The 7,072-nt window shown below is 57.0% G+C and carries 6 protein-coding genes; 1 reads left to right on the top strand and 5 read right to left on the bottom strand.

The features are described from left to right. A partial coding sequence (locus LD28_RS0112100) for a polyphosphate kinase 2 family protein (protein ID WP_033137218.1) occupies nt 1-579 on the top strand: 579 nt, incomplete at its 5' end. Nucleotides 580-691: 112 nt separating this feature from the next. Here the strand turns inward: LD28_RS0112100 and LD28_RS0112095 are convergent. From LD28_RS0112095 to yejK, 5 genes are all read right to left on the bottom strand, one after another. Beyond that, entirely contained in the window at nt 692-1,828 is a 1,137-nt protein-coding gene (locus tag LD28_RS0112095; RefSeq protein ID WP_033137217.1) for an ABC transporter ATP-binding protein, read from the bottom strand. A 68-nt stretch (nt 1,829-1,896) separates the two neighbouring features. After that, nucleotides 1,897-2,787, bottom strand: coding sequence for a maltose ABC transporter permease MalG (gene malG, locus LD28_RS0112090; protein WP_005333868.1), 891 nt, complete (start codon nt 2,785-2,787; stop codon nt 1,897-1,899). A gap of 12 nt (nt 2,788-2,799) precedes the next feature. Further along, nucleotides 2,800-4,452 (bottom strand): maltose ABC transporter permease MalF, encoded by a 1,653-nt coding sequence (gene malF, locus LD28_RS0112085; protein ID WP_033137216.1) that lies wholly within the window; start codon nt 4,450-4,452, stop codon nt 2,800-2,802. 75 nt (nt 4,453-4,527) lie between these two features. Beyond that, nucleotides 4,528-5,709, bottom strand: a complete 1,182-nt coding sequence (gene malE / locus LD28_RS0112080) for a maltose/maltodextrin ABC transporter substrate-binding protein MalE (RefSeq protein ID WP_033137215.1) — start codon at nt 5,707-5,709, stop codon at nt 4,528-4,530. A 408-nt stretch (nt 5,710-6,117) separates the two neighbouring features. Beyond that, a partial coding sequence (gene yejK / locus LD28_RS0112075) for a nucleoid-associated protein YejK (protein ID WP_033137214.1) occupies nt 6,118-7,072 on the bottom strand: 955 nt, incomplete at its 5' end.

Here is a 7,072-nt window from a genome sequence, read left to right as displayed (position 1 = left end):
GATCGGGAGCGCTCCCAGTGGTACTTTCAGCGTTATGTGGCCCACCTGCCCGCCGCCGGTGAGATGGTGCTGTTTGACCGCTCCTGGTACAACCGGGCCGGGGTCGAGCGGGTGATGGGATTTTGCAGCGATGCGGAATATCGCGAATTTCTGCGCGCCTGCCCCGAGTTCGAGCGGATGCTGATCCGCTCCGGCATCACCCTGATCAAATACTGGTTCTCGGTCAGTGACGAGGAACAAGAGAAGCGCTTTAAAGAGCGGATCAACACCCCCATCAAGCGCTGGAAGTTCAGCCCGATGGACTTGCAATCCCGCTCGCGCTGGGTCGAATACTCCCGCGCCAAGGATGACATGTTCACCTACACCGACACCGAGGATTGCCCCTGGTTCGTGGTGGAGGCGGACGACAAACGCCGTGCCCGTCTCAACTGCATCGCCCATCTGCTTGGCAAGGTGCCCTACGAGGCGCTCCACTACGAGCCCATCAAGCTCCCCCCCATCAAGACCGAAGGGTATGACCGCCCGCCCCTGACCAGCCAGACCTTTGTCCCCGATATTACTGCCGAACTCGAGGCCTGAGCCCTGTCATCCTGCATTCCCTCATCGCAGGATGACAGGCAATAAAAAGCCGGTCTGACGACCGGCAAAAAGGCATTGATTATTAAGAAAGGAAAACCGGCACAACAAAAAATCAGGTACGGATATATTTGGCAGTACGGGGGAACGCCTGCTCCTTGGCATCGAACAGGTAGCAGGCTTCGGCCGGGATACCCACGCTGTAGGTCTGACCGGTCGCCACATCCACATCCGAGGTGGCCTTGACGGTAAAGTCGTGACCATCCACATCCATATAGACGAAGGACTCGGCACCCAGATGCTCGGCCACCTGCACGATCCCGCTCACCTTGCTGTGTGCATGGGGGTGATCCAGCGGCATCAGGTGCTCGGGACGAATGCCCAGCTCAACCTTGTCACCCACCGCGCCACTGCGGGCATCGACCCGGGCACGCACGGTATCGCCAGAGGTCAGCTTGACCACGCACTCCTGCTCGCCAATCTCCAGCAACTCGCCCGCCAGGAAGTTCATCTTGGGAGAGCCGATAAAGCCCGCCACGAACTTGTTGTCCGGGTTATGGTAGAGATCCAGCGGTGAACCGAACTGCTCCAGGTTGGTGGCAGCTTCTGCCTTGAGCGGGCTCAGCACCACAATCTTGTCGGCCAGGGTCATCGCTTCCACCTGATCGTGGGTCACGTAGATGATGGTGGAGTTGAGCTCCTTGTGCAGCTTGGCGATCTCGATCCGCATCTTGACCCGCAGGGCGGCATCCAGGTTGGAGAGCGGTTCGTCAAACAGGAACACCTGCGGCTGCTGCACGATGGAGCGACCGATGGCAACCCGTTGACGCTGACCGCCGGAGAGCGCCTTGGGCTTTCGGTCCAGCAGCGGCTCGAGACCCAGGATCTCGGCGGCGCGCATCACCCGCTTGTGGATGTTCTCTTTATCCATCTTCTTGAGCTTCAGACCAAAGGCCATGTTCTCGTAGATGTTCATGTGGGGATAGAGGGCGTAGGACTGGAACACCATGCCGACGTTGCGCTCTACCGGCGGCACGTCGTTCATGTAACGACCGCCGATGGTCAGCTCACCGCTGGTGATGTCTTCCAGACCCGCGATCATCCGCAGCAGGGTGGATTTACCGCAGCCGGACGGGCCGACGAAGACGATGAACTCCCCTTCCTTGATGGCGAGGTTGATGTTGCGCAGGGTGTCCTTGTGAACAGCCGGATCGTAATTTTTGCGAACGTTGTTGAGTACTACTTCAGCCATGACGAGCTCCGCTCTTGAATCTTTGCAAATCGTGATAGCGGGGGGAGTCAGCTCCCCCGGCCATAAACTTAACCTTTCACACCACCGGCAGTCAGACCGCCAACCAACCAGCGCTGCGCCAGCAGGAAGACCACTGTGATGGGGAAGCCGGAGAGCACTGCGGCCGCCGCGAAATCACCCCACAGATAGTTCTGCGGATAGAGGTACTGCTGGGCCCCGACCGCCAGGGTCAGATTGTTCACATCCTGCAGCAGGATGGAGGCCATTGGCACCTCGGTAATGGAACCGATAAAGGCCAGGATGAACACTACCGCCAGGATGGGCACCGACAGGGGCAACAGGATCAGGCGGAATGCCTGCCACGGGGTCGCACCGTCGATGGCCGCCGCCTCCTCCAGCGAGGAGTCGATGGTCTCGAAGTAACCCTTGATGGTCCAGACGTGCAGGGCAATACCGCCCATGTACGCCAGGATCAGGCCACCGTGGGTGTTGAGACCGAGCCAGGGAATGTAGTCACCAATCTTGTTAAAGAGCGCGTAGATGGCCACCAGCGCCAGTACTGCCGGGAACATCTGGAAAATCAGCATGCCCTGCAGGATGGTGGACTTGCCACGAAAACGCAGGCGGGCAAAGGCGTAAGCACAGGTGGTGGAGAGCGTCACGATCATCAGGGCAGTGATGCCGGCGATCTTGATGGAGTTCCACAACCAGGTCAGCACCGGGAACGGCGGCGGCGTGATGCTGCCGTCGGCATTGGTGATGGACATGCCCAGCGCCAGCTTCCAGTGATCCAGGGTCGGATTGGAGGGGATGATCTCCCCTACCGCGAAGTTACCGTTACGGAACGAGATGGCGATAACCATGATCAACGGGAAGATGATCAGCGCCAGGAAGCCCCACATGACCAAGTGGGTTGCCCACACCCGGTATTTGACTGATTTGGGTTGTACGATTGCCATGTTGAAGCCTCCTTACAGCTGCTTGTCGGCTTTGGACAATTTCAGGTTGAGCAGCGCCAGCGCACCTACGATGAGGAAGATAGCTGTGGCGATGGCACTGGCCAGACCGTAGTCCTGACCACCCGATCCCTGGAACGCAATCCGGTAGGTATAACTCACCAGCAAGTCGGTGGTACCGGCCGGGGTGCTGGCGCCGATGATGTCGGGCGCACCGTTGGTCAACAACTGGATAAGCACGAAGTTGTTGAAGTTGAAGGCGAACGAGGCAATCAACAGCGGTGTCAGCGGCTTCATCAGCAGCGGCACGGTGATCTTGAAGAAGTTCTGCACCGGACCGGCACCGTCCATGGCGGACGCTTCATAGAGATCTTCCGGAATGGCTTTGAGCAGGCCCATGCAGAGGATCATCATGTAGGGATAGCCGAGCCAGGTGTTGACGATCAGGATCATCACCTTGGCCAGGAAGGGGTTGGTATACCAGTCCGGCTTGATGCCAAACGCCGCTTCCAGGAACATGTTGATCTCACCGAAGTTCTGGTTGAACAACCCCTTGAACACCAGGATGGAGATAAACGCCGGGATCGCGTAGGGCAGGATCAGCATGACCCGATAGAAACCGCGCCCCTTGAGCGACTCCCACTGCACCAGACAAGCCAGCACCATGCCGATGGCCAGGGTGAAGGCGACGGAGCAGGTCGAGAAGATCACGGTCCAGATGAAGATCTGCAGGAAGGGTGACTGGATGCCCGGATCGGTGACGATGCGCGCAAAGTTCTTCCAACCCACGCTGACCACGAAGCCGGGGGCCACGCCCTTGCCGACAAACTGACCCTGTTCGTCGATGTACTGATAGAAGCCGGTGTCACCATTGGGCAGCATCAGCTCGCCATTCTGGGTATCACGCAGCAAATTGCTGTCTTTGATCACCACCCCGGACTTGAGCACGGCGCCATCCATCAGACGGGTGTACTGCTGCTTCTGGGCGGCAAACTTGCGCAGGCTGCTCAGGGTCAGGTGGGTACCGCCATCCGGCAGCACCAGATCCAGGTCACTCAGGTGAGTACGATGCTCAACAATGGCGCGGATCGGCGCGGCCTTGCTGGCAGCTTCGCCAGTGAAGGGCTGCAGCTCGACCACTTGCTGGGAGCTCTGCACTCGGCCCTCGCGGGACGCCAGCTCACGGGCCTTGTTGGTCATCAGGGAAACAGGTTGGCTGATAAAGGAGTGATCATCCTGTGTCAGCAGCAGCTGGAACTGGCCATTGTCGCCACCCAGCAGGGTAAAATCGAATTCGCCGCCCGCCACCTTGTAGCTTTTCTTCAGATGGTAGTCCCGCGCCTGCTCCACGGAGAGCAAGTTGGACCCCGAATAGTTGGTGAAGGCGATGCCAATCGTGTAGGCAAGAGGGAAGATGATAAACACAACCATGCCCGCAACACCCGGAAAGATGTAGCGATGGGCATAGGTCTTCTTGTTCATGAAGACATACAGACCGACGGAAACCACCACCAGATCCAGCAGCGCGAATACCCACTCGCCACTGGCGTACATCATCACGGCAGCGTAGCCGTTGAGGATGGCAACCAGGGCCGCTATGGTCCACTTAAGCCAGGTGTGCTTATCCTTCGGACCGGCATAGGACTCAACAGAAGGTACTACTTCCATGCCAATTAACCTTTATAACGCCAAGAGAGATTTGAGAGAGTGGGAGGCCATGGCGGCCTCCCGGGTAGTGCGTGCTTACTGAACGATACGCTTGGCAGCGGTATCCAGTGCTTCGTCAACACCCTGACGACCGGAGGTCACGTTCTTGAGGGCAGTTTCGAAGGAGGACCAGAAACGGCTCATCTCGGGAACGGATGGCATCGGCTCGCCAGCCTGGGCGTTTTGCATGGTGGCCTTGATGTGCGGATCGGATTCCAGGGTCTTCTGGAAGGATTTCAGCGCAACGGCACCCAGCGGCTTGTCGGCGTTAACCGGTGCCAGACCGGCATCGGTCAGCAGGTAGTTTTCCAGGAACTCGATGGCCAGATCCTTGTTCGGGCTGGCGGCGTTGATGGTGGCACCCAGTACGCCAACGAAGGCTTTGGCTGGCTTGCCGTTCAGGGTCGGCAGCGGCGCTACACCGTACTTGATGCCGCTCTTGTCCAGGTTGCTCCAGGCCCAGGGACCGTTGATCATCATGGCCACTTCGCCCTTGTTGAACTTGGCGTCCATCACACCGTAGTCGATGCCTTTTTCCAGGTGACCGGACTTGATCATCTCGGAGATGTAGCCCACGCCCATCTTGGCACCTGCGTTGTTCACGCCGGTATCTTTGACGTCATAACCGGTAGCGGTTTTCTTGAAGGCGTAACCACCGTTGGCAGCCACCAGCGGATAGCTGAAGTACGGGGTGTCATAAGCCCACATGATGGCGCGCTTGCCGTTTTTCTTCAGCGTCTCGTCAATCTTGGCGATCTCTTCGAAGGTTTTCGGCGGCTCAGGCAGCAGGTCTTTGTTATAGATCAGGCTGACCGCTTCCATGGCAACCGGGTAGCCATAGGTTTTGCCATCAACAGTCATGGCATCCCATGCCAGCTGTTCAAATTTGCCTTTGGTTGCAGCGTTCGGCGTTACCGGAACCAGCAAACCGGCTTTGACCCACTCACCGTAACGGTCGTGAGCCCAGAAGAAGATGTCCGGGCCGTTGCCAGTGGCGGCGGCTTGCTGGAATTTCACTTCAACCTGATCCGGGTGAGCCACAGTCACCTTGATGCCGGTTTCTGCTTCAAACTTTTTACCCACTTCAGCCAGACCGTTGTATCCCTTGTCACCGTTGATCCAGATGGTCAGCTGGCCTTCATCGATGGCTGCAGTAGCAGAGCAAGCGACGCCAAGAGTGGCCAGACCGATCAGGGATGACAGCAATTTCTTTTTCATGAGCCTTTCCTTGTATTAGTTCCGCGCTGTAAGAGCATTGTGTGCGAGGTGAATATTATCCCAAGCGGCAAACGGCTCACATGACGCAACTCGCATTTTTGAAATGCAATTACGTATTTCCTTCCAGAAAGTTTTGAAAACATTTTCTTAAATCGGGGAAATATCCCTATTTATCGGCTTATTTCAATACAACCAAGGAAATATAATTACCAAAGTGAAAGTTTATTACTCGAATGAAAGGGTTTTCACCTGAATGAAAACCCTTTCAGGTGGTTTATTTTGTTTGATTTGTTAACAAAGTACCGCGCCAGTTTCGAGGGCGGCCCAGGCGCAATAAAAAAAGAGACCCCGCCGGGGCGGAGTCTCTTTTTGCAAGAAATGACGAGTTGATCACACTCGTGCTCATCACTACGACTGGCGCAGCAGCTGATCCTTGAGATTGGGCGGCACGCCCTTGATGGTCAGGGTGTCGGTCTGGGGGTCATAAAATATGCGACTGTTCAACAGCTTCTGCTCAAAGCTCAGGGTCAGTCCGCCGCCGGAGCCGACAAACTTGGTCAGACCACGCAGGGTAGACCGATCCGCCGGGAAGCGCTCTTCCAGCTCATACTCCTGACCGATAAAGCTGTAAAAATCGAGGTCACCGTCGCCGGGCAATTCCGCGGACAACTCCTTGATCTCGATCTCTTCACCGGCGCTCGCCTGTTCGGTGCAATATTTGAAGACCTGCTTTTTGTAATCGTTGCGCTCGGTCGGTTCGAGCTGGCGACTGTCGCAATAATCTTCCACCGCCTGCAGCAAGCCTTTATTTTGTACCTTGGCATCCATGCCCTCACGGGCACCCAACAGATCCATAAAGAAGTCGCCCAATTTGCGACCGATGCGCCCCTTGCTGAAGGTGATATAGCGGCGCGAATCGGGTTGGGTTTTCCATTCGGTCAAATCAATGCGAGCGACCAGATTGAGTTTGCCAATATCCAGATATTGGATATGGCGCAATTCCAGCGCTTCGCTGACGGTGACGCTCTCCTTGCCCTCCAGCAGGGCAATCAGCAGATAATCGACCCCGACATAGTTATATTTGGCAAACAGCAGCACCCCTTGCTCATCGAGGGCGTGCTCCACCAGCTGCTTGACCAGCATCTGGGTCACATTGACCGAGAAAGGAACGAATTCGCTCTGCTCGCTGAGCAGTTGCTCGAGGGCGATACGAAACGCGGGTGAGGGCTGCTTGGGGGCCTCCTCACCTTCCGCCAGCTCGGCGACAGCCGTTTCGGGGTCAGCAAAGAAGCCAAAGCCCTTGCCACCTTTACCGTTGTAGATCCGATGCAGTTCCGCCATCAGTCCCTGTACCGCCTCGTCG

It is taken from the genome of Aeromonas finlandensis, from assembly GCF_000764645.1.
GTDB lineage: Bacteria > Pseudomonadota > Gammaproteobacteria > Enterobacterales > Aeromonadaceae > Aeromonas > Aeromonas finlandensis.
This window is presented reverse-complemented; position numbering and strand designations above follow the sequence as displayed.